At 47.0% G+C, this 21401-nt stretch carries 15 protein-coding genes and 2 pseudogenes (1 of these 17 cut by a window edge); 7 read left to right on the top strand and 10 right to left on the bottom strand.

Annotated features, from left to right (window positions below; all coding sequences use genetic code 11):
• Positions 1–24: 24 nt before the first annotated feature.
• From ahpC to NX722_RS18490, 3 genes and pseudogenes are all read left to right on the top strand, one after another.
• The gene (gene ahpC / locus NX722_RS18500; RefSeq protein WP_262564322.1) at positions 25–594 is read left to right on the top strand and encodes an alkyl hydroperoxide reductase subunit C; all 570 of its coding nucleotides are present in this window, start codon (positions 25–27) and stop codon (positions 592–594) included.
• Positions 595–680: 86 nt separating this feature from the next.
• Positions 681–2255, top strand: coding sequence for an alkyl hydroperoxide reductase subunit F (gene ahpF / locus NX722_RS18495; RefSeq protein ID WP_262564321.1), 1575 nt, complete (start codon positions 681–683; stop codon positions 2253–2255).
• A gap of 90 nt (positions 2256–2345) precedes the next feature.
• Positions 2346–2959 (top strand): annotated as a pseudogene (locus NX722_RS18490) (IS1 family transposase).
• 321 nt (positions 2960–3280) lie between these two features.
• Here NX722_RS18490 and NX722_RS18485 read toward each other — a convergent pair.
• The 6 genes and pseudogenes from NX722_RS18485 to NX722_RS18460 all read right to left on the bottom strand — a co-directional run bounded on the left by NX722_RS18485 (position 3281) and on the right by NX722_RS18460 (position 11150).
• Positions 3281–4798, bottom strand: a complete 1518-nt coding sequence (locus NX722_RS18485) for an IS1182 family transposase (protein WP_262563985.1) — start codon at positions 4796–4798, stop codon at positions 3281–3283.
• 32 nt (positions 4799–4830) lie between these two features.
• Entirely contained in the window at positions 4831–5661 is an 831-nt protein-coding gene (locus NX722_RS18480) for a protein kinase domain-containing protein (protein ID WP_262564320.1), read from the bottom strand.
• A gap of 252 nt (positions 5662–5913) precedes the next feature.
• Positions 5914–7617: an IS66 family transposase gene (locus NX722_RS18475; protein ID WP_262563696.1), complete on the bottom strand. Its 1704-nt coding sequence runs from the start codon at positions 7615–7617 to the stop codon at positions 5914–5916.
• A gap of 607 nt (positions 7618–8224) precedes the next feature.
• The gene (locus tag NX722_RS18470; RefSeq protein ID WP_262564319.1) at positions 8225–9349 is read right to left on the bottom strand and encodes an RNA-guided endonuclease InsQ/TnpB family protein; all 1125 of its coding nucleotides are present in this window, start codon (positions 9347–9349) and stop codon (positions 8225–8227) included.
• Positions 9350–9556: 207 nt separating this feature from the next.
• Positions 9557–10446: pseudogene (locus tag NX722_RS18465) on the bottom strand (nickel/cobalt transporter).
• Between the two features lie 80 nt (positions 10447–10526).
• A complete protein-coding gene (locus NX722_RS18460) occupies positions 10527–11150 on the bottom strand; it encodes a DUF1007 family protein (RefSeq protein WP_262564318.1) in 624 nt (207 codons plus the stop codon).
• A gap of 415 nt (positions 11151–11565) precedes the next feature.
• Here NX722_RS18460 and NX722_RS18455 point away from each other — a divergent pair, with 415 nt between their 5' ends.
• Positions 11566–14388 carry a hypothetical protein gene (locus NX722_RS18455; RefSeq protein WP_262564317.1) on the top strand — a complete coding sequence of 941 codons (2823 nt, stop codon included), beginning with the start codon at positions 11566–11568 and terminating at the stop codon, positions 14386–14388.
• On the opposite strand, the gene NX722_RS18450 is transcribed toward NX722_RS18455, so the two are convergent.
• Positions 14389–15573 (bottom strand): ADP-ribosylglycohydrolase family protein, encoded by a 1185-nt coding sequence (locus NX722_RS18450; protein ID WP_262564316.1) that lies wholly within the window; start codon positions 15571–15573, stop codon positions 14389–14391. It lies immediately after the preceding gene.
• Positions 15574–15710: 137 nt separating this feature from the next.
• On the opposite strand from NX722_RS18450, the gene NX722_RS18445 reads away from it, so the two are divergent.
• From NX722_RS18445 to NX722_RS18435, 3 genes are read left to right on the top strand one after another with little or no spacing between them, the layout of a single operon-like run.
• Positions 15711–15887 (top strand): hypothetical protein, encoded by a 177-nt coding sequence (locus NX722_RS18445; RefSeq protein ID WP_262564315.1) that lies wholly within the window; start codon positions 15711–15713, stop codon positions 15885–15887.
• A gap of 20 nt (positions 15888–15907) precedes the next feature.
• Positions 15908–16591, top strand: a complete 684-nt coding sequence (locus NX722_RS18440) for a zinc metallopeptidase (RefSeq protein ID WP_262564314.1) — start codon at positions 15908–15910, stop codon at positions 16589–16591.
• Between the two features lie 9 nt (positions 16592–16600).
• Positions 16601–17005, top strand: coding sequence for a hypothetical protein (locus NX722_RS18435; RefSeq protein WP_262564313.1), 405 nt, complete (start codon positions 16601–16603; stop codon positions 17003–17005).
• On the opposite strand, the gene nrdG is transcribed toward NX722_RS18435, so the two are convergent.
• From nrdG to NX722_RS18420, 3 genes are all read right to left on the bottom strand, one after another.
• A complete protein-coding gene (gene nrdG, locus NX722_RS18430; RefSeq protein ID WP_262564312.1) occupies positions 17000–17491 on the bottom strand; it encodes an anaerobic ribonucleoside-triphosphate reductase-activating protein in 492 nt (163 codons plus the stop codon). The two genes, NX722_RS18435 and nrdG, sit on opposite strands and share 6 nt — an antisense overlap.
• Before the next feature lie 68 nt (positions 17492–17559).
• Positions 17560–19677: an anaerobic ribonucleoside-triphosphate reductase gene (nrdD, locus tag NX722_RS18425; RefSeq protein WP_262564311.1), complete on the bottom strand. Its 2118-nt coding sequence runs from the start codon at positions 19675–19677 to the stop codon at positions 17560–17562.
• A 283-nt stretch (positions 19678–19960) separates the two neighbouring features.
• A protein-coding gene (locus NX722_RS18420) for a hypothetical protein (RefSeq protein ID WP_262564310.1) crosses the window boundary here: on the bottom strand, positions 19961–21401 show its 3' portion. It continues 107 nt past the right edge of the window; the window shows 1441 of its 1548 coding nt (coding positions 108–1548); the start codon falls outside the window, past its right edge; the stop codon is at positions 19961–19963.

Below are 21401 nucleotides of genomic sequence, written 5' to 3'. Positions count from 1 at the left end.
CTGAGAAAATGAAGGTACGGAACCATGACTCAATCTCTTATTAACACCAAAATCAAGCCCTTTAAAGCCACTGCTTTTCACAATGGCGAATTTGTCGACGTGACTGAAGAAAGCCTGCTCGGCAAGTGGTCGGTGGTGTTCTTCTACCCTGCGGATTTCACCTTTGTTTGTCCGACCGAGCTGGGTGATGTAGCTGACCACTACGCCAAATTGCAGGAGCTGGGGGTGGAAGTGTACTCCGTGTCTACTGATACGCACTTCACTCACAAAGCGTGGCACGACAGCTCTGAAACCATCAACAAGATCAGGTTCCCAATGGTGGGCGACCCAACCGGAACCATCACCCGCAATTTCGGTGTGATGATTGAAGAAGACGGTCTGGCACTGCGCGGTACTTTCATCATCAATCCGGAAGGTGAAATCAAGGCGATTGAAACCAATGACCTGGGCATTGGCCGCTCTGCCAAAGACCTGCTGCGTCGGGTACAGGCTGCCCAGTACGTAGCAACTCACGACGGTGAAGTATGCCCGGCGGCATGGCAGCCAGGTGAAGAGACTCTGGCACCGTCTCTGGATCTGGTTGGCAAGATCTGAGGCAGGAAGTTCGTCAACCATCAGGGGGCAAAGCCGGGGGGAAGCGACTTGCCCCCTGATGTTTTAGTAAAAGGATTGGAATCATCATGTTAGACGCAAAGATTAAAGCTCAATTAAACACCTACCTGCAGAACCTCAAGAGACCCATTGAGCTGGTTGCGTCTCTGGCTGGTGATGCAAAATCCAGAGAAATGTCCGGATTGATCGATGACATTGTTGAACAGTCCAGCCTGGTCACGCGCGTTGAAGGCGACAACCATCGTAAGCCTTCCATGGCCATACGCTCTGCGGATGCAGGCACTCAAATAGAATTTGCCGGTCTGCCCATGGGGCATGAATTCACATCGCTGGTGCTGGCCTTACTGCACAGCGGTGGACACGACACAAAACTGTCTGACGACGTTATTGCACAGATTAAAGCTCTGCCCGGTCGGTACCAGTTTGAGACCTATGTTTCCCTCAGCTGCCAGAACTGCCCGGATGTGGTTCAGGCATTGAATAAAATGGCAGCCATTAACCCAAATATTACTCATGTCATGATTGACGGGGCCTTGTATCAGGAAGAAGTCGACCGTCGTAAGGTGATGGCGGTGCCATCGGTCTTCCTGAATGGCGAGTCGTTCGCCCAGGGACGAATTTCTCTTGAAGAAATTCTTAACAGAATCGACACCGGTGCCGGTGAACGACAGGCTGAAGCTATTAACGAAAAAGCCCCCTACGAGCTACTGGTGGTTGGCGGTGGGCCAGCCGGTGCTTCGGCGGCTATTTACGCTGCCCGTAAAGGGATTCGTACCGGCGTAGTGGCTGACCGCTTTGGCGGACAGGTGTTGGATACCGTCGGTATTGAAAACTTTATCTCGGTCAAGGCGACAGAAGGCCCCAAACTGGTGAGCAGTTTGGAAGAACACGTTCGTGACTACGACGTCGACATTATTACCAACCAGCAAGCCAGCAAAGTCATTGCGGCAGAACAGGTTGGTGACCTGATCGAAGTGGAGCTGGAAAGCGGTGCAAAACTGAAAAGCCGCTCACTGGTTCTTGCCACCGGAGCGCGCTGGAGAGAGATGAACGTTCCGGGGGAGAAAGAGTACCGTGGTGCAGGTGTTGCTTATTGCCCTCACTGCGATGGCCCTCTGTTTAAAGGTAAAAAGGTGGCGGTGATTGGTGGTGGTAACTCGGGTATAGAGGCCGCGATTGATCTGGCTGGTATCGTTGAACACGTAACGGTTCTGGAATTTGATAACAAGTTGCGTGCCGATGAAGTGTTGCAGCGCAAAGCTCAATCCATGGGTAACATTGATATCATTACCGAAGCGTTAACGACTGAGGTCGTGGGTGATGGCGAGCGGGTAACCGGCCTGAATTACACGGATCGCAGAACAGATGAAAAGAAAAGCATCGAGTTGGCAGGTATCTTTGTTCAGATTGGTCTGGTGCCTAACACCGAGTTCCTGAAGGGTGATGTTGAGCTGACGCCAAGAGGTGAAATCATTACGTCTGCTCAGGGTGAAACGTCTGTTCCCGGTGTGTTTGCAGCAGGGGATGTGACCGATTCACCGTACAAGCAGATTATTATTGCTATGGGCAGCGGTGCAACAGCTTCACTCGGGGCTTTTGACTATCTGATTCGAACGCCGGTTGCGGCTGATCTGGCTGCATAGCTGTCGCTACAACCATAGGTCATGAATCAGATGCGTTGATCTCGTATATTTTTCGGAAGAGCTTTGCTGATACTCTATCTATTTTTCCCTATGGCAATCATTAAAGTTGTATGTGTTCACTGTGATACCACAGATGGAGTTGTGAAAAATGGCAAAGAACCCTCAGGTATGCAGCGTTACCTATGTCGAAATTGCAAACACAGCTTCCAGCTTGAGTTTCTCTACAACGCTAACAAACCAGGCACCCACGAGCGCATAGTGAGCATGACTATGTAACGTCACTCCCTTTCGACAATGAAGAGCTGGTGCTAATCTGCCAGATGGATGAACAATGGTCCTATGTTGGCAATAAGAAAAATCAGCGCTGGCTGTTCTACGCATGGGAGCCTCGCTACCAGAGGGTGATCGCTCATGTCTTTGGACGCAGAACGAAGAAAACCTTGAAGAAGCTGATAAAGTTGGTCAAACCCTATAAGTTCAGGTTCTACTGCACCGATGATTGGAAACCCTATGGCTCAGAGCTACCGGCACAGAGCCATATTATCAGCAAGAAACTGACACAAAGCATCGAGAGAAAAAATCTGACACTACGTACACGTCTTAAACGATTAACCCGTAGAACTATCTGCTTTTCTCGCTCAGAGGAACTGCACGATAAGGTGATCGGAGAGTTCATCTCACGGATGTGGTATCAACCTGTTTGAAACGTGACCAAACTGTCTGTTTATTTTCTCTAATGCTAACTCGAGATTGGATTATTTTTTCTATTTTATTGCTGAAAACCTTCTAGGGATTCAATGGCAGACCTGAAAATGTAGTTTATTTGCGCAATTGATACTGAATTTTCACTGAGATTAATTACCTGATATAATATATTATTAAAAAAATCTCTTTCACTAGGAGCCTGACCGAGAATAGCTTAGGCAGTCCTCCTAAAGGTTTCGCAAAATTCAAAATGAGCAAAAAACAACCACTTTTTGAGGTTGATTTGCTCATTTTTGCCAATTTACAGCTTTTCTTTACCTTTATGCCGCTTTTTCAACCTTTTTTAAATCCTCAAGACGGAGTGAACCCGTTAAAGCTTTCTTCACAATTTTTTTGAAATTATGCACTGTGCATACCAGTGAAAACTCTGCTTCCACTTTCTCTTTCCCGCGCAGACTGAAACTCCTGAATCCAGAGTTTTTTATCTGACCAAACGGCGGTTCCGCTATTACTTTGCGACGTTCGTATACCGCTTTCGCTTCGCTTGTTTCCATTTTTTTATTCATGGCTTGTCGTGCAGTTTCAAACTTGTCTGTGCGAATTACCTTGCCTGCACTTTTCTTGGAGCCACTGCATCTGGAGCGGTAAGCGCACTCTCGGCATACTTCCTTGTTTGCCCGGTAGCCTTTCCTCTTAGCTTTACTGGCTGGATTGGTAACCAATTTTTCCCCAGCCGGACAGATGAAGACGTCAGCTTCAATATTGTATGTAAAATCCGCTTTGACAAATTTTCGATCAGTATTTTCAAGGTCCGTAACAGCCGGTTTTTCTTCCTTGTCAGTAGCGATATAACCGTCTATTCCATGTTTATCCAAGGTGTGCAGATTTGGCCCTGAAAAATAGCCGTTGTCCATACTCCATTTATCCACAGCCGCGCCATCGGTAGATTCTGACAAAGCCTGAAGAGCAGGCTCTACTTCCTGTACGTCGTTGGCGCGTTGACTGATGTGTTGGCCGACAATGATCTGGTGATCCGCATCTACATTAATTTGAGCATTGTAGCTGTATTCGCAGTACCCCTTCTTGCTCATCATCCGGGCATCATGGTCTGCAAAGCTAATCTGTTTCTTGTCGTCTATTGGCTCGTCCGGATTGAGGGCTTTCTCACGCTCTTCCAGTGCTTTTTTAGCAGCCTTAATTTTCTTCAGCCGTTCTTCTTTAAACAGGAGGTCTTCAGGAATACTGTAGCCATTGGTTTCTTTGTAGGCGTCGTCTTCTTCCTGATCGCACTGGCTGGCTTTTTTGATCAGTTCATCAACCTCAGCGCTGAGTTCTGCCTCTTTGGCTTTAAGCCGGCCGTAGCTCATGGCCTTATGCTTTGAACTGTTGGCTTTGAATTTCGAACCATCCAGGCTGATATGCCCAAGCGATGCCAGTTTCAGCTCCATCGCCAGCTTGACGGACTGTTTGAAACAGTCATGAAAAAACGACAGGTTGTTTTTGCGGAAGTCCCCCAGGACCCGAAAGTTTGGGCAATTCATCTGAGAGATGTACATGAATGCCAAGTCCTGCCGACACCGTTTTTCTATTTCACGGGAGCTGAATACACCATGACTGTAGGCGTAGATCAGGATACCTACGATCAGCTTGGGTGGGTAGGCATGCTGTCCAAGGTGATGGTACTGCTTTTCAACTTCCGAGGTATCAATGTTCTGGAAGATGGTCTCATAGATGTAGCAGTCATGATCTTTGGGAAGAAGATCAAAGATGTTGGTTGGAAACAGCAGGTGCTGGTCGAACTCAACAGGGCTATCCTTGAATTTTGGTGGTGGCGACATCAGGCTTCATCAGGGCTGCGTTTTGAACGCTATTATATCAGATAAATCCTATTCTCGGTCAGGCTCCTAGGAGTTAACGTAGCGTAATCCATAAGAAAGGCAAAGCTGTTTGACAGAATATTTCCAATATTGTCTTTAACGTCTTCATGTAAATATTCATCTTCATGGTTTTTCAGGTCGTACTCATTGACCCGGCTAAAGTCAATCAACTTTATGTTGTCATTGTCATCCAGCATGATATTTGTAAAGTTTAAGTCCACGTTTAGTAGTCCAATACTGATTAAATGCCCAATGCCTGATAAAACCTGTGCTATATATTTTGCAGTTTGTTTTGCGGTTATCTGTTTTCTGGCTGGGTATCCTAAATAAACTTTCAGTTTATATAAAGTTGAGAATTGATCATTCATTACTTCATTAATTCTTTCTGCAAGTGATTTATTGAGCCTGTCCATACTAAAGGCTAAAATCATCCTGTCGTTTTTTTTATTGGGTGGCCAGAAGTAATAAGCATCATGGAAAACCAGTATGTTTGGATGCGAACCAATTTTTTTCTGTATACGAACCTCCCTTTCTAAAGCCATATAGTCAACTTCAGAATGTTTGTATCTGATTTTTTCTTGATTGGATCCAAGTGGATGGATGGTTTTGAATACAAGTGCATTTGTTGTTGAGCTACTGTTCAGAACCTTGCCCGGAAATATCCGTCCATGCTGACCACTGTTAATAGGGTTGCTCTGAGTTATACAGATATTGTTCAGGTCGTAAGGGTGTAGTATCCAGTCCTTCAGGTTGAAAGATAAGCCGGCCTGCAGGTTGTTGTTCATTGTACTGTCGCTTCCGGAGTTGCTGAAGAACTTCTTCACGGCTCTGCCGGGCGTGGTAAAAAAATAGAATAAACCACTTGCATAAGACTCTGGATTTGACGGGGTATTTATATCGTGCAGTGTGTAGCAATGACTGGCTGCCCCAGAACCAGAGACATAGCAACAGTAAGTTAACAGGGCGCTTCTGATAATTTTTTTTCGAAATAATTTCATATTTTTTTATTTGATCTTTATAAACCAGTTTGAAATGATCCGTTTTTAATAATACTTATGACCCGTAATCGTAACTGCTCATATTCCATTGGCAAGAACCGTTTCCTGATAGCCTGATGCCTTCAGGATGAGATGCCCCAGCTGCGGAATCAGATTGGTTCCAGTCAGCCTGTCCCTGAGATAGTTGGCAAAGGACACCCCGTGTTGTTTACAGGTCTTTTTCAAACTGGCAAAGGTGTCGCGGCATTTCCTCCCAAGTTTACTCCGGGTACCACCGCTAACCTTTCGCCGTTTCACATACTCTCTGATCTGCCTCTCGCTCAGGTTGTTGTGCAGTGGCAGCCACGGATACTCAAGAACCAATAACAGCTCTTCCCTGACAACCATCAGTTTGCCCAACTCAGCCTGCAAGGCAGGGTAGTCAACCCGCTGTGTTACCCAACGATCAAACTCCTGGTAGAGCTTCTGTTTCTCCTTGTCCGTTGGTTTTTTCTGGTAGGCCTCAATGTCGTCGTAGAGGCACCAGTACTGATCCTGCACGGTGTCACGGGCGGCTCGTTCCAGGTCATTGGCCGGTATCAGCTTGTCCATGTTTCTTCCCGCATGGTACCAACACAGCGAATGCTGAAAGGCTGTATCAAACTGCCGGGCTCCATCGCTATGGATAATCAGGTTCTCAAGGCGATGATTGAGCATCAATGCGGCCTTTAAAACACCCTCTGTCGCCCAGCGCCTTTGTTGCGGGGCAGCACAACCAATGCTGTTAAGGAAGCTCTCCCACTCTTCTTCTGTTGAGAAACGCTTCTCGCCGCATTCGGATAGCGCAGTGATCCACTTCTTCGACACATCAACCTGATTCTCCATGTAGTCAATGGCAACGTCGTTGAGAAGATAAAGCCGCTGCTGCCCTTGCAGACAGCCCAGGAAATTAATCCTGCTCTTACTGTCGCTGCTATGGAAGTAGGAAAAATAAGGGTTGCCGATAAACAGGCAGTAGCCGTTTTTTCCTTGGTGGCGAGCACCTGTGTCGTCGGCCTGGAGATAATCAGAGCAAGTCAGCCCTGCTTCCAGCAATTCTTCTTTTTCCTGGTGGAAAATATCATGGCCTTTCGTCAGGATGTTGCTCAGGGAACCTTCTGATATTGAGCATCCATGGTCGTGCAGCCAAGATAGCAGTAGTGGCTGTGTCGTACTGCATGAATGATAAAAATCCAGCAGATGGGCTTTCAGGTTGTCGCCAAAACGGTCTTTCACATGATCAGGTAGCGGGGCTGACACCCCGCCTTCCGGAGTTGTGTAATACTCACGCCTGTAGCGAGTAGTGACAAAACGCAAGTCCAGCTCAGTATGGAAAAAGTCGATATAGCACTTGAAGCGCCAGTTCTCACCGGGAGCAGCGATTGAACAGATTTCCTCTCGGTCAACAGTCATTGGTGGTGCAGCGGTTTCACCGGCTTCTTGTGATCGTGGTCGTTTACTTTTCGGCGGACGATCAGTGTCACTTTTCCCGGCAGCCTGATCAGTGTCTTCCGCAGAAGAGCTGTCTTCCTGATCATCGCCCTTGTCCGAGACATTAGGCCTGATTTTAGGCTTGCCCTTGTGCTTCTTCAGGTGGCGAATTTCTGCTCGAAGCTGTTCGTTCTCTTCGACCAGCTGTTCGATCTGAACGCGCTGCCTTTCAATTTGCACAGATTGCTTCTCGACCGTGTCGAGAAGGTTTTTGACGAATGAACGCAACTGTTCATTGTCTGTACTGGAGAATAGTGAGTCAGGCAGGTGCATACGGTGAAATATACGAAAGATCAGGATAACTTTCTTTGACCTGTAGAGGTTGATTTGCCAGTCAATTTTGAGCAGTTACCCGTAATCAACGGTTAAGTTCACTGTATTTTCCAGATTTATTTCTTGGTACAGGTTTATTTCTGGTTGAGGTCTCTTTCACTCGACTCTCAAATTTTTTGATGACCGAGTGTGCAATATTCGGGCAATTTGTATTTGAGTTATGGCGTTGGAGCCTGCCTGCCCAATTCTCTGCCTACCATGTGCTTACTGGACTCCCTTATTGGGCGGTAGTAGCTTGTTTGCTGCCACATGATAGCTGAATAACGCTTATCCTATTAACTCCGGGTCAGTAAAAAGACGGAGTTATCATGGCTATCAAGTATCATGTTCGGCTCAGTGAAGACGAGCGCTTAATGCTTAAGAGGTTTATCAAACAAGAAAAGTCATGGGTTATGCACTTATGACTTGAATTCAGCAGCTTTATTTTCAAGGCATGAAAGGTTTTAGTATATCAGCAGCTTTGACATCCTCCCCGCCCTGAAGGACGGGGATTCCTGTTCGTCACCAAACAGGCTTCCTGCTTCGACACGCCTTCTCTAGATTGCAGCTAGGCTGCAACCCCCGTTCCAGTCGCTCCACAGGCCAACCCCGCCAGCCCGGCGGTTTTGATATTGATTGCCGCATTAATATCCCTGTCGTGAAGGGTATTGCACTTCGGGCATTTCCATTCACGGATAGACAACGGCAAACTTTCATGGATGAATCCGCAACTGGAGCAACGCCTGGAGCTGGGAAAGAATCGGTCTATCTGAACAACAATCCTTTCTGCCCACTCGGCTTTGTACTGCAACTGCCGTACAAATTCACCCCAGTTTGCATCAGCTATATGCTTTGCCAGTTTTGGATTTTTGATCATGCCTTTCACATTCAGGGACTCTACACAAACAACTTGGTTCTCGTTAATTAGTTTGCGGGATGCTTTATGAGTAGCATCCATCCGGCAATCAGCTATTTTCGCATGAAGGCGGGCAACCTTGAGCTTTGCTTTAGCTCGGTTGTTACTGCTTTTCTGCTTTTTCACCAGCTTACGCTGAAGGTAGGCGAGCTTTTGCTCGTAACGCTTGGTGTGTCTTGGATTACCGGATTTTTGGCCGTCTGAAGTGACGAACAGATCATTTAAGCCTAAATCAATGCCCACTGTCTTGTTAGAAATAGGCATTGGTTTAGCTTCAAACTCGCACAGCATGGATACAAAGTAGCGTCCAGCTCTGTCTTTGCTGATGGTTATGCTGGAAGGCTCTGACGATAGCTCTCTGCTCCAGCGGATATTCAAAGGCTCTTTGCTTTTAGCTATGAATAGCTGACCTTCTTTGTACTTGAAAGCAGAAGCGGCAAAAGTAGCACTCTGCTTTGCGTGTCTCTTTTTGAAAGTGGGGTATTTCGCCCGACCTTCCCAGAAGTTTTTGAAGGCGGTTTGCTGGTGTCGTAGTGCTTGCTGAACAGGTACAGAAGAAACATCTTTCAACCACTGGTACTCAGGGTTCTTTTTCAGCTCTGTAAGCTGCTTCGAGGCGGCATTGTAATTAATACTACAACCATTGTTGTAGTACTCATCAGTACGCCAGCGAAGGATATGGTTGTAAACGAACCGAATACAGCCAAACGTCTGAGCAAGCAAGGTTTCCTGCTCAGGCGTTGGGTAAAATCTGTATTTGAAAGCTCGTTTATTCATACTTACAAGTTTATATCAATAAATGTAAAATCTTCAAGTATCTTCTATAAGCAGTCTTCCAGACTGCTCGCTATCCATCCCCGCACTAAAAGTACGGGGTTTTCCGCTAGTTTCGATAAATTTATATCGTGACATAAAGCGACAACTAAAAGCGGTACTTGTCTGGTACCGCTTTTTTTAATGGTTTTATGGATTCAGAAGACAGGATCACATAGTCAGCATGGGTGATAGCCCTGTGCTTTGAGAGCTGACCAGCAACAAGCCCAGCAGAATCAGGAGAGTGCCACCCAGCAGTTGCAAACTGTACCCCGCCCATTGCCAGCGTCTTTGCTGGTGTGAATGTTTGGTTGACAGATAGCGATGAACCACCTTCTTGCCCGAGAGCGTCAACAGCGCCAGTGCAGAGGTTGTGATTGCAGTTCCCATCGACATCAGCATGGCACTGACGACACCCATCCAGTAAAGCCCTACCATGTTGGCAAAAAACAGCACCAAGATCGCTCCAGTGCAGGGACGTAACCCGATACTCATAATCACACTGATGTATTCACGCAATGATGAAGCCTGATTAATGGCTTCCGGAGACGCTACGTGCTGGTGACCACAGCCGCATGAGTGATCGTGTTCTTTATGATGGTTGCCGCAGTTTTTTTCCGGATAATAAATGGTCTGAACACCCGCCAGCAGATCATGACACCAAGAACAATGACCATCATGCTGCTTAGCGTCATAAAACTCAGGGCGTGTTGGTTGATCTCCTGAGTGTTGGCACTTAAACCCCACAACAGAATACTGACCAATGCGACAGCCACCATAGCCTGGCAGAAGGCTGAAACAAAAGTGAGTATCAGGCTTGCTTTCGCCTTGGTTGGTTGTGTCGCCAGGTAGGTGGTTACAATCACTTTACCGTGTCCGGGACCCAATGCATGGAGAATGCCATACAGAAAACTGAATCCTGCCAGATAACCGCCCGAAACCAGCGGATTGTCTCTGGCATCATAGAGCAGGTCAGCCAGCTGGTTATTGACAATGCGTTGCCACTGAATACTTTTCAGTACTAATGAGGGCCACGCCAGCCAGAGCTGGTAACCGATCATGGTCATTACAACGATAAAACTGGTTAAAACAACCCAGTGACGTGTTTTTCGTACGACGTTGTTTTTATAAGTGAGCTGTGTCATTGCCCGACTTCCTTGCCCGGCTTTACTGAACAATGAAAACGAATGCTCTGGGTAAATAGTTGTCCAAGGGTGTTATCCGGATCAGCATCTTCTGGCAGGGCAAGAGCATAACTCATCTGTTGTGGTGTCGGACTGGGGGGAATCAGTTTAAGTTCACACTGTTTTGCCAATTCGTCCGATAAGCTGACGCTACTTCTGGCAAGCCAGCTCATATCGGTATAGTGAGTTGGCTCGAAAATTTGTAACTTCAGAGAGTCTTGTTTCAAGGGCTCTGGCTTTAACAGTGGCAGGTTAAAAGTGAGAACCAGTCGAGCGCGGTTACGACTGAACTTTGCATCAGTGGCTATACCGAAATCGATATGTCTGTCGCCGTCGAGGAAATGAGTGAAATAGTGTTCTTTCTTAATGTTTTCCATGACAGAGGCAGTCAGCTCTTCCAGAGCTTTTTGCAGTTCCTGTGGGGACTTTTTCTCTCCCTCAAGCATAAAGGCTGATGACATGGCATCGAAAGTCCACTCCATTTGAAAACCAGTAATAACACCACCTTTGCCTTCAACATGAGTTTTCATATCAACCCATGAATGCGGGTGAGCCAGGGCAGAAGGAGACCCTGAGAGCATAAAAGAAAACAATGCCAGACAGGCTAGTGTGCTTAATTTTTTGCAATAGGATAGTGATCTGAGAACCATAAAAACCTTGTGCAGGGGCTGGAGAGCCAGTTGAAAACATGAAAATAGCTATCATCTTACAGACCCGTTAGCTTATCTATAAGGAACCTCTGAAAAAATTGTCGAGATTTACGCTTTTGGTTTCTGACCGATTAATAAAAAGGCAATCTTCAATCCCCCGGGAACGCAAGAATCCGGCAGCCCAATAAAATGATGTCTAGAATGGTTCGGGCTGTTTTCTGATTCACCTAATAATCTCCGGAGCCCCATGGGAATGAGTTCTTTTCGGGTTGGCTGTTTTTTTGTTAATTGTGTGCTTTTTCTTTTTTGCGTAGCACACTCCCACGGCTCAGTTTTACACGACTCAGTGCATCTTCCTGCTTTTGAAGAGTTTTCGCTACCCCGGGAAAATCAGATCAAAAACATTTATCAGCTAAGTAGCTATGTTGTTGAAGCTCAGAACCCGGAAGAGTTTGATCAGGTACAAATAACACGATTCAGCAATGATGATTATTCAGCGACTTACCGATTCAGGAATAAAATACGCTATCGTGTTTTTTACCAGCCTATGAACCAGAAGGTTATTCTGATTACCCACAACGCTTCTCATAACTCTTCTCATAACTCTTCTTATAATTCTTCTCAGAATGACCATAACATTCACAACACGCTCGACGAAATTATACAGGACAAAGGAAACATTGAAATTCAGTTAGATTACACTCACTACGACCCTCTGAATGTTCATTTTAATGTCGCAAGAATGGTCAGCTCCGGATTTGTCCAGCATTTAAAACAGGCTATCAACTGCACTGAGCAACTCTCAGAACCGTGCAGCACCGGCTATATCACAAAAACCGAAACATATAACCATTATCAGCCATACAATCCGAACCCTGTTTCTTTGATAGAGATGACAGAAGAGCCCGGCAAATCTACCCGGATAACCATGGACGGAGAAGAAGTCTCCATTTCATCTAACGGAAGCGGGATTTATCGGCAAACCCGTGCAACAGGCAGACAGCATGCAAACCAGGAACAAACGGAGCCCGGACAGGCAAACCCACAACCGTCAACGTCCAGCACCACTGATGCCTATACAGACAGAGCGACCTCCGGAAGCACTGCATCAGGCAAACTGCCATCGTCGGGTGACGATGGCGATGATGATCCTGATAAGAGGCGGCGGCAGGGTAGGAAAGCGCCTGATGATTATCATGAGATGCCTCCAGCCCCATTCAAATTAAAACCGACACAATTGATGCAGTATTTACTGTTCATAAATGGCGCGATTACTTTCCAGATCGACAAGGAAGTCACCATCGATCCCATGGTAGCTGACCTGTTGCGGCTATGGGCTGATCAACCGAGAGGGCTGGCCCTGGGTTTAAGGAACTACCTGAGGGACTGGTTTGGAGTCAGCCAGGCTGAACTGGCTGTACTTGAAACTGGAATGGATTCTGTTATTGCGGGTGCATACACGACACTTGCCTATACCTACAGAAACGATGAGGAAAGCTATTACTGTACTGCGTTGTTAAATGCCTACCTTGCAGAATTAAATCGACATCACCCGGGCCTTACTGAAGGCCAGCTAGCCATTGTGTCCGACCTGTTGACACAAACGTTTGGTCAAATTATGGCCTTTAACCGCATCAATGAACTTCAGCAACTGATAAACCAACAGGGATTTTGTCTGCCCCAAAGGCTCAAAGAAACAAAAAACGCCGGGGGATGTCAGGGGGCATACTGCGGCCTGACCAGCTATTGCCCGGGAGTACGTTTCGCAGATGCCGCCAGAGGGGTGTTTGGCACGCACTCTGCCGTTATGGCATTCTCAACTCTCATTCTCTCATATGTTTATTTCAATCAGGGTGCCTATTTTGATTCAGACGTGGATGTAGATGAGCTGCTGGTATTCCTGATGTCAGGCTTCAGTACCGGTGCCAGTATTGTGGCGTCAGCACTCAATACCATCTCCCTGTGCGCACTATTAAAGATGACAGACTGTTTTTCAACTCAGAACATAATGGTTCTGGGAGGGCTGAACACCCTGAAAGACTTGTTTACCATCATCGGATTAATCTTTGGCATGATGCTTCCTGACCAGCCTGAAAACCTTCGACTCTGTCAGGTATTAAACGGCCTTTTTGGTGCCGCTTTTCCTGCTTATTTACTGCACAGCATAAGAACGCTGTACAATTCTCGCAGCGACCAGCCTTCTCTGATGCAACGACGAGATGTCTGCATCGGGCTTATTTCTATTTTTGCGACTATGGGTTTGTATGGGGGTTCCCATATGCTGGGTGCTTTCTCTGAGTGCCAGCCTGACAGCAGTACCTTTTTTACGACAGGCATTACCTCCCTGTCGTGTAACCTCTTCTTTCCGAGAGACTCTGCTTATGCTGAAACTGTTCGGTTTGGGAGTTATTTTGCCTCGGCATCTGTGTTCATTGCCCTCTGGGCACAACATGCAATCATTCGTGAAATCACATCACAGACTGATCCGGCTATATCGTCACAACTTCAGCACGTCGATGCCATGAGGCGGCCTCTTAACACAAGAGCTGTAATCTCTGTGTTAACTTTGCTTGGGTCGTTTTTCAACCGGTTTGGTAATAACCCATTAAGTTTCTGGTGGATTCCCCTTCTGGACACTGGCAAATCAATCTATTTCGAAACCGCTATCCAGAGGCTTCGGGAGCGTGTCATTGCTGTGAATATTTACGACCTTAAAACGAATGAGCTGAAACAGTCTTTTCATGAGGCAGTGGGTCAGGTTGAGATTATTCCTGGTATGAACATAACTGAATACTTGGAAAAAATTTATGAACAGCTCGTTCTGGCCTGTATACGAACCAAGAGAAGCAGCTCCAACTGGGTTCGCAACTATGCGACGCATGATAAATTTCAGGTTCTGCTTGAACTGAGCAACCTCAATGGGGATGAAGGAGAGACGCACGTAATAAGGCCAACAGATCCAGAGGAGAATCGTGTTCAGATTCATAACCGCCTGGACATATTTACTCCTCCAGCCATTCCAGATGCAGGTGAAACCGGCGAGATCTGTTGCAATGGAGCCTGTAACTGTGCGACGTCCTCGCAGAATGAATCAGAGGGCAAGGACGAAATGGAAAACAGTGAGGATGATCCCCTGTTTTCTAAACAACCAAAAGGTAAAGGGGATTAACTACTTTTCGTAGCCAGTGGCACAACCGCAGGCACCAGCACAAGTACAAGCATCAGTGGCAGTACCCGGGGCATTGTCTGTCAGGTAGTCACTGGCATTCCGGTTCATCCTGACCCATGGTGGAAAAAAGTTCAGCAACCCTTGTAGCTCATCAGCATTAAATTCATCGTGCCTGAACCCACCTTCCCTCAGGGCACTGAGGGCCATCAACATAGCTCCAACAGTGTCCTGATCAGAAGTAAACTGCTCAACAAGTTGAAGCAGCTCCAGTTGAGTTTCGGTTTCAGTGAAGAAAAAATGTAAAACGGCTGCTGCCGAACTGGGCCCCCAGCTGCCCTGTAACACTCTGCTCCGGGGGTTATATCTTCGGTCATTTGGGGGAAGATACTGGTTTAATTCTGACATTGCTCTGCCATGCGAAGAGATATCGTCATGCGAAGAGGTACCGACATAGTTTTCAACAACCTTCAGGCATTTCAGGAAACTGCTGTCACTGACGTGCGCACGAATGCGTTCTATAGTGGCCTGTGCAAAAGCACGGCGTGCAGGTCTTTCCATTGCATCGGTTGTTCGGTATTCAATGCTACTTCTTGCCGCCAGGGCTATAGCGATTGCGGAGGATATTGCCTGAGGATGATTATGGCTAACCTGAACCACCTGTGTGACAAGGCTGACAAAATCCTGATCACTAATGTATGGGTTGCTATCAAGAATACCAACTATCGGGGCGATCCCCATACAGCCGCCATTACCCCAGGAGCCGGTATTCCCTTTGATACAGGTGCCAGAAAGCTGAAGTATGTCCTTGTAATTCTTTATGCTGCCTTGCTCAAACCCTTTATAAAACCGCTTCAACAGTCGTGCATGATCAACCCCATAGCCGGTCAGGTTGATCTCAGGAGAGCCTTCCATCATCAAGCCAAAACGCTGATTTTTTGGAAATTTTATAAAACACTGAAAACGAGCCATTTCGACCATGTTGATGTGTTTACATTTTTTTGTATAAAACTCTGACAAAAAAGCAAAGATGGCTGCGGCTTTTTGAGTATCATCGGTGAATAAAGAATTTACGTTCCCTTTCTGATCAGGCTTCTTTTTGTAATTATGCTCACCTTTGTGGTCACCGAGTGCCGTACCCAGCAAGGCAAGTTCTGCATTAGTGGGAGGTGTTGCGAATGCTGGCATCGAGGCTACCAATAAAAACACTATGAAAAGTGCTGACGTACTAAACATTGGAGAAACCATCATACCAACCAGTTGCGTTCATGAATTATTTCCGAGGGTGTAAACCATAGCAGCTCCCCCGGAAGGTGCTATGAAGTATGAGCGTCCAGTTCCTGTTTAAACTGTGCTACTCTGCCAGTGATGCGGGGGGCATAATGATGTTAATCAAACGCTTTATTCAAGATATAAGAGATATGCACTGGGCACCGCGACTGATATTACTGCTGGTGGTTTTGAAAACTCTGGCGGTCATGATTCGCGAAGCGGCTGTTTAACAGGGAAAGGGAGACAGGGAGTGATTTACGTTCTGTTCGGGTTGTTGATACTGGTCTTGATCTTTGGCCCGCAGTACTGGATCAGGACAACCCTGAAACGCTATGGCAAGTGGCGTAAAGACCTGCAGGGTACGGGCGGAGAACTGGCGGAACACCTGGTTGAACGCTTTCAGCTTGACGGGGTAAAAGTGGTTCGCGGGGCAATGGGGGCAGACTTCTATGACCCTGAAGAAAAAATAATTTCCCTGTCACCTCAACACTACGATGGTCAGTCTGTGGCAGCCGTTGCTGTTGCAACCCACGAAACCGGCCATGCGATTCAGCATAAAGAACAAAACCCTGATTTCATGAAGCGGCAAAAACGTATTCGTACCGCCATGGCCATCGAACGGTTCAGTGTGATGGCTTTACTGGTGTCGCCGATTATTTTTGCCCTGACCCGTGTGCCTCACAGTATGATCTTAACGGTTTTAATTGGTATCTCAGGCATGCTGGCGAACGTATGGGTGCAGTTCAAAAACCTGCCCGTTGAAATGGATGCCAGCTTTGACAAGGCGATGCCGATTCTGGAAGAAGGGTATCTGACCGGGAATGATCTGCTGGGGGCGCGGGCAGTGCTGAAAGCGGCTGCTTATACCTATGTTGCCGCAGCGTTAGCGAGCCTGCTGAATCTTGGTAGGTGGTTGATCATTCTGAGGCGGTAGGGAATCCCAATGCTTATTGATGGATCTTTATTTTGCAGCGTTTTGCCTGCGCTATTGTTCTCGGTGTTTTGCGGGGCAGAAGAGATTCAGGCAGAACCGGTCACCGAACAAATTTTCCATGGGCATTATATCTGGGGTGGCGAAGTTCACACTTTTTCTCCCTGCTCTTCTGATAAAACCTACTGGGTCAGTTTCGACTGGGCAGGCAGAGAAATGCAGAATTACTACAAAGCCCATCTATCCAAACCTTACCAGCCGATGTTTATAAGCTTTCGCGGGCAGATATTGAATGAGCAGGTGGATGGTTTTGCTTTGCAATTTAATGGTTTGGTACGCATCAGCGAAGTAAAAAGTTTTGGTTTTGGCAAAGAGCATCAGTGTGACCCCGTTCAAGATCATACTGATGATTTATAAAATATAAGAATCCGGTTTGCCGTTCACCAGTCGCATAACCCTCTGGTTGCTGCTACCTCTCCAGGGAAGGCTCAGGTTGCGCTTGTCTTCTTCAAACTTACCGTCAATCAGCACGTCGACGTGTTTGATAATTGCTTTTTGCTTAGGGCTGAGATGTTCAAGGGTGTAGCCAGTCCAGAGCCAGATGTCTTTGTCCGGCAACTCACTTTTTACCCTGCTGACCAGTCGTTCAATATTATCCAGATTGCCCGGAAATAGTGGATCACCACCAGACAGAGAAAGTCCATCTCGCTTTACCCGCTCATCGGCAAGGTCGTCCAGGATTTTCTGTTCAAACTCATCGGTGTACGGGATGCCGGAATCCGGGTCCCAGGTGGTGGAGTTATGGCAGCCTTTGCAAAAGTGTTCGCAACCACTGACGAACAGGGTTGCCCGTGTGCCTTCTCCGTTGACGACATCAATAGGGTAGTAACGCTGGTATCTCATAAGGGCTGTGTCTGTGTTAATAAGAAAGCGACACCTGACCAGATGCCGCTTGTCATCATGGGCTGTAGTTACAGGTGTTTAACGCGGCGTACCACTTCTTCCTGCTTACCTTTAATGAACGGACGACTGTTAGGCTGACCCAGGTAACCACAAACACGACGGGTTACAGACATTTTTTCAGAGTCCCGGTTTTTACACTGTGGACATTCGAAACCACGGCTGGTGGCGTTGAACTCACCTTCGTAACCACAGCTGTAGCAGGTATCGATGGGTGTGTTGGTGCCATAGTATGGCACCTTGTCGTAGGTGTAGTCCCAGACGTTTTCCAGAGCCTTGATGTTATTCAGCAGGTTCGGGAATTCTCCATAGCAGATGAAACCACCGCTGGCGTGCATCGGGTAATCCATCTCGAAGTCCACCTTGTCGTAAGGCGTGACCTTCTTTTCAACATCCAGGTGGAAAGAGTTGGTGTAGTAACCTTTATCGGTGACACCTTCAATAACACCGAACTCTTTCTGGTCCAGCCGGCAGAAACGATCACACAGGCTTTCACTGGGGGTGGAGTAAAGGCTGAATCCATAGCCGGTTTCTGCTTTCCATTCATTTACACGACCACGCATGTATTCAATTAACGACAGGGCTTTCTGGCGCAGTTCTTCACTGTCGTAGATATGTCCGTTGTCATACAAGGCGTTAATGGTTTCGTGAATACCAATATAACCGAGGGAGATAGAGGCTCGGCCATGCTTGAAGATTTCGCTGATTTTATCTTCAGGCTTCAGGCGAACACCGCAAGCACCTTCAACATAAAGGATAGGCGCCACTTTTGCCTGAACATTATCCAGACGTTTGATGCGTGTCATCAGGGCGGCTTTTGCCAGTTCCATACGCTCATCAAGACGCTTATAGAAGTCGCTTTCACTGTCACTTTCTATGGCAATACGAGGCAGGTTAAGGGAGACAACCCCCAGGTTGTTACGACCGTCGTGTACCAGCTGGCCATTTTCTTCATAGGTACTCAGGAATGAACGACAGCCCATTGGTGTCTTGAAGCTGCCAGTCACTTCAACCAGCTTGTCGTAGTTCAGGATATCCGGGTACATGCGCTTGCTGGCACATTCCAGAGCCAGTTGTTTGATATCGTAGTTTGGATCGTCCTTGCTGAAATTGACGCCCTTGCGAATAGCGAACACCAGCTTAGGGAAGACAGGTGTCTTATTGTTACGACCCAGTCCACGGATGCGGTTCTTCAGAATCGACTTCTGCACCAGTCGCTCTTCCCAGCTGGTTCCCAGACCAAAGCCAAAGGTGACAAACGGTGTCTGACCGTTAGCTGTGTGAAGGGTGTTTACTTCGTATTCCAATGCCTGGTAAGCGTCGAAACAGTCTTTCTCGGTACGCTCCATGGCGTATTCACGGGCTTTGGCTTCATCGCCAATCCAGCGAATACCTTCTTTCAGGTGTTTTTCAAACGTTTTCGTGACGTAAGGCGCATGAATCCGGTCGATCTCATTGATGCTGGTACCGCCATAAATATGGCTGGATACCTGGGCAATGATCTGTGCGGTGATCGCAGTGGCGGTTGTGATGGATCGGGGTGTTTCAATTTCCGCATTACCCATGCGGAAACCCTTGGTCATCATGCCTTCAATGTCGATCAGCATGCAGTTGAACATTGGGAAGAAAGGCGCATAGTCCAGGTCGTGGTAATGAATTTCACCACGTTCATGAGCCGCTGAAATGTCTTTTGGCAGAATGTGCTGCTTGGCATAGTGCTTCGCTACAACGCCTGCCAGCAGGTCACGCTGGGTTGGAATAATCTTACTATCCTTGTTCGCGTTTTCATTCAGCAGTTCATCGTTATCCTGATTAATAATGCTCAGAATATCTTTGCTTAGAGCGTTACGTGATTCCCGGGCAATATCACGGGTATGACGATACTCGATGTATTTGCGGGCAGCATCATGGTAGGGGCTGCTCATCAGCAGGTCTTCTACCAGATCCTGGATATCATAGATATCGACCTGCTTCTGACCTTCGCAGGTGCTGGCTACTTTAGACGCTACAAATCGGGAAAAAGTGTCGTCTTTAACATGAGCATCATTCAACGCGCGTACGACAGCTTTGAATATACGTTCTGCGTCGAATGGTTGGCGTGAGCCATCGCGTTTGATGATCTCGGTCATTGAGAACTTCTCCGGAATATCAGGTTGAGATGATGAAGGGAATCATCTGGTTGTGGTGCGTTGGTTGTGGAGACACAAGATGTAGTGTTTCCGTCCGCTTATTATCCGGAAAGATAATAAATCTTCAATATTGACAAGACGAAAAAGTGCAGGGATTTTTCCCTGTGGCTAAAAAAGTCAGTGTCCACTATTCCCGAAGTTTCGGGCAGCATGGGGTTGATTGGGAGGTGACGAATATTACTTTTCTTACAGTTTTCCCGGGGGCTGTTTATTGATGGCTGGCTTACAGGTTTTTTGCAAGGATCAGTGCTGTCGCAGTGATTAAGAGTGTAAGAGGTCTGGCTCCCTGGTCAGGGGCGGTGTTATTTACCTGTTGCGTTGAATTGCGTACTGAATAAAAACTGGCACCATAGGTTTTCAGACAACTTATGTCGTCTATTGTCTCAAGCATACTTCCATAGCCATCATTTTTAGACATCAGATACCAGGGGCGATTTGGACAATTTTGCATAACATAGGTGTAGAAATCAGGGGAGGCAGAGGTGTATGTTTTGAAATCGCGTTTTGTGATTTTCGTAAAAGAACCCCCTTCAAATTCGCTGGTATTTTCGGTTACATAGGCGAGGCTGTTTGATACAAAGAGTTTTGCTGTTGTAGTCAGCTTTCCGGGAGTCGAGGGTTCTATCATTGAAAGCCGCCCTTTGCTTATTCCATTATACAGCCGGGAGTCGGAAATCCTTACCTGTAGCATGTTCGATGCACCGCCTTTCAGGCTCAGGATCGACTTATTTGACTGAGATGATCTCGACGATGTCAGGATAATATCTGACCAGTCAATAAATACCATGGAGTTGTCAGCGTAAATTAACGAAGAGCGTATTTGTACTTCTGTAGCGTCCAGCGTAATACCGGACATGTAAAGCAGTCCTTGTCCTGTTACGGAAAAGAAAGGAGGGGCGTCAGTTTCAGATTTGGTTTTTATTTTCACTGTGGCAGGTTTGACATCGGCAAAGCTTCTTTCCGAGCCGTCATTTTCTTCAGGGGGGCTGCAGATTTTCAAAGCATAATCATTAATTTTGATCGGGCCGGTCATTAAGTAAGGCCTGTCAGACTTTGGAAGAATAAGCAGTATTTTTTTGGGTAGGGTTATCCCGTCCTGTGTTGTTTTTGCTGAATATTTATCAGCCTCTCCGGTTCCTGAGTCAGTTGCCCGGTATTCTGTGTGAAAGTCTTCATCATCATCGTCATAATGAATGGTTGGTGATGTTGAATGTGGTGACGGTGCTGTAACCATTGATTCATGAATCATTCTACCCCGTGGCTCATCGGAGCCAGAGCCGCTGCTGGAGTTTTCTGAAGGTGGCGGCGGTGTAACCATCGACTGATGAATGATTTCATACCATGGTTCATCGGAGCCAGAGCCGCTGTTGGAGTTTTCTGAAGGTGGCGGCGGTGTAACCATCGACTGATGAATGATTTCATACCATGGTTCATCGGAGCCAGAGCCGCTGTTGGAGTTTTCTGAAGGTGGCGGCGGTGTAACCATCGACTGATGAATGATGTCATACCATGGCTCATCGGAGCCAGAACCGCTAGCATCTGCCTGCCAGGCTGCTCTTTTTGTCCGTGATGGCTGGGTACGAGCCTGGTTTATTATTAATGTCAGGTCGCTACCTGGTGGGATATCTTCCACTACGTAACCAAATTGACTGGCCTTGCAGACT

This window comes from Endozoicomonas gorgoniicola, from assembly GCF_025562715.2.
Taxonomy (GTDB): Bacteria; Pseudomonadota; Gammaproteobacteria; order Pseudomonadales; family Endozoicomonadaceae; genus Endozoicomonas_A; species Endozoicomonas_A gorgoniicola.
Note: the sequence above shows the minus strand (reverse complement) of the source record. Positions and strands in the feature narration are given on the sequence as shown.